Source organism: Mesorhizobium sp. M7D.F.Ca.US.004.03.1.1 (assembly GCF_003998635.1).
GTDB lineage: Bacteria > Pseudomonadota > Alphaproteobacteria > Rhizobiales > Rhizobiaceae > Mesorhizobium > Mesorhizobium loti.
In genome coordinates this window covers 1-2,303 of record NZ_RZQG01000910.1, presented here as the reverse complement: position 1 = coordinate 2,303, position 2,303 = coordinate 1, and the positions used below count along the sequence as shown (strand labels likewise).

At 62.9% G+C, this 2,303-nt stretch carries 3 protein-coding genes; 2 read left to right on the top strand and 1 reads right to left on the bottom strand.

All coding sequences use genetic code 11. The features are described from left to right. Positions 1 to 459 (top strand): aldolase/citrate lyase family protein (locus EN935_RS31755; protein ID WP_245489101.1); only part of this gene is annotated, 459 nt, incomplete at its 5' end. 6 nt (positions 460 to 465) lie between these two features. Here the strand turns inward: EN935_RS31755 and EN935_RS31750 are convergent. Further along, complete coding sequence (locus EN935_RS31750) at positions 466 to 1,020, bottom strand: alpha/beta hydrolase (protein WP_126071115.1); 555 nt, start codon at positions 1,018 to 1,020, stop codon at positions 466 to 468. A gap of 249 nt (positions 1,021 to 1,269) precedes the next feature. Here EN935_RS31750 and EN935_RS31745 point away from each other — a divergent pair, with 249 nt between their 5' ends. Beyond that, positions 1,270 to 2,082 (top strand): VOC family protein, encoded by an 813-nt coding sequence (locus EN935_RS31745; RefSeq protein WP_127264273.1) that lies wholly within the window; start codon positions 1,270 to 1,272, stop codon positions 2,080 to 2,082. The last annotated feature ends 221 nt before the right edge of the window (positions 2,083 to 2,303 follow it).

Genomic DNA, 2,303 nt, shown 5'->3' with positions numbered 1-2,303 from the left:
ATGAAATATCCGCCGCTCGGCGAGCGCTCCTGGGGGCCGACCTACGCTTTTCCGCGCCACGGCAAGGGCGACCAGGCCGACTGGCTGCGCGACTCCAACCAGCGCACCATGGCTTTCGCCATGGTCGAGACGCGGGCGGCCCTTGATGCGCTCGATGGCATCCTCGACACGCCGGGCATCGACGGCATCTTCCTCGGACCATCGGATTTCTCGATCGCCTGGAGCAATGGCGCCACGATCAATTCGACGCTGGAAAGCATGATGGAGACGGTGGCTTCGGTCGCCGAGCGCACCCGCAAGGCCGGAAAGCACGCCGCGATCTATGTCGTCGAGCCGGCAATTGCCGGCCGTGTCGTGTCGATGGGCTACCGCCTGCTGGCCATGGGCTCGGAACACGCGCTGATCGGGCTCGGCGCAAAAACCCTGATCAAGAGCGTCAGGGATTCGATCGACTCCTGAAGACGCTCAGGCCTTCAGATCCGTCAGGAATTTGGCGAAGGTCATCGAACCTTCGGGCCACGGCCCGAAGCCCGAATCCGCGTTGAGGTGACCGGTCTCGCCGGCATCGATGAACAGTGAGCCCCACGCCCCGGCAATGTCCTCGGCGACATCGAAGGCGCAGAACGGGTCGTTGCGGCTGGCGATGACGATGGATGGAAAAGGCAGCGGCTCGCGCGGGTAGGGACCGAAGGTCATCAGATGCCTCGGCTTGACCTTGGGATTGGCGACATCGGGCGGCGCCACGAAGAAGGCCCCGGCAACCGGCTTCCTGAACTGCGCAATGGCTTGCACCGCCGCGGCGACACCAAGCGAGTGCGCGACCAGGACGACCGGCTTCTCGGCCTCGTTGACGGCCTTGGCCACGCTCGCCGTCCAGTCCTCACGCACCGGCTTCGACCATTCCGTTTGCTCGACGCGGCGCGCCGTCGACAGCTTCGACTGCCAGCGGCTCTGCCAATGGTCGGGGCCGGAATTGGTGTAGCCCGGCACGATGAGAATATCTGCGTCTCTGACCTTCATGGCGCTGAGATAGCGAGCGGCGTCGCTTCGTGCAACGGGCACGAACAGCGCTCTTGATCACAATAGTGAACACGATGTTCGCTTCTTCGCGTCTTGTGTGAACGATGCCGATGGACGATCTGTGGTCAGGAAAAGAAACAGCCGTGTGCGGGAACCCTGACTTTGGAACTGACACGACGTACAATGATTGGCGGCGCGGGGCTTCTCGCCCTGGGAGTTTCATCGCAAGCCGGTCGAACGGAGCATCTGATGAGTGAACTGCCTTTTGCCGCCACCACCCCGGTCAGCGTTGCCCGCGTCGGGTTGAAGGCACGCGACGCCGAAAGTCTTGCCGCATATTATCGCAAAGTTGTTGGTCTGCAGGAGTTGAGTCGCGCCGATGGTGCGATCACGCTGGGCGCCGCCAACCGTCCGCTGCTGGTCATCGAGGCCGATCCTTCGGCCAAGCCGGATGATCCGCGTAGCGCCGGCCTCTTCCATACAGCCTTCCTGCTGCCCAGCCGCGCCGATCTCGGCCGCTGGATTAACCACGCCATATCAGACAAGATTACTATCGAGGGCGCTTCCGACCATCTGGTCAGCGAAGCGCTGTACCTGACCGATCCCGAAGGCAACGGCATCGAGATCTATGCAGATCGCCTCCCCAAGGACTGGAAGTGGAATGGCGACAAGATAGCCATGGCGACGGAGCGGCTGAACATCCCGTCCGTCGTTGCCGAAGTACCGGCAGGTGATGCCGGCTGGCAGGGCGCGCCGGAAAACAGCATTGTCGGCCATGTCCACCTGCGCGTAGGCAAGCCGGAAGACGCCGAAGCCTGGTGGAACCAGGAATTCGGCTTCGACACGGTGGCCAAATATGGTGGCCAGGCGGTGTTCCTGTCGTCGGGCGGCTATCACCATCACATCGGCGCCAACGCCTGGCAGAGTTCGGGCGCCGGCCGCCGCGATTCCACCCGGTCCGGTCTGGCCTGGGTCGAAATGCGTTCGGACAATGTGACGAGCCCGGTAACCCGCGAAGACCCGTGGGGCACGGTGATCAGGACTGTTCCCGGCAAGGCTTGATTTGAGGGCTGGCGAGAGCGTCTTTCTCCCCGTCACTATACGGGGAGAAATGCCCGGCAGGGCAATGAGGGGCAGCGTCGGCGTTTTGATATTGTCAAAGGGCGATTAGGTGCGATCGTCGTCGAAGTGAGCGCTGCCCCTCATCCGCCTGCCGGCACCTTCTCCCCGTATAGTGACGGGGAGAAGGAAGCTCAAGCTTCCCCGAACACCCGCTTGAAGAT

Bases quoted from the DNA above. Each gene is read 5' to 3' on its own strand.
- EN935_RS31750 (WP_126071115.1), bottom strand. From the start codon at position 1,020: ATGAAGGTCAGAGACGCAGATATTCTCATCGTGCCGGGCTACACCAAT.
- EN935_RS31745 (WP_127264273.1), top strand. From the start codon at position 1,270: ATGAGTGAACTGCCTTTTGCCGCCACCACCCCGGTCAGCGTTGCCCGC.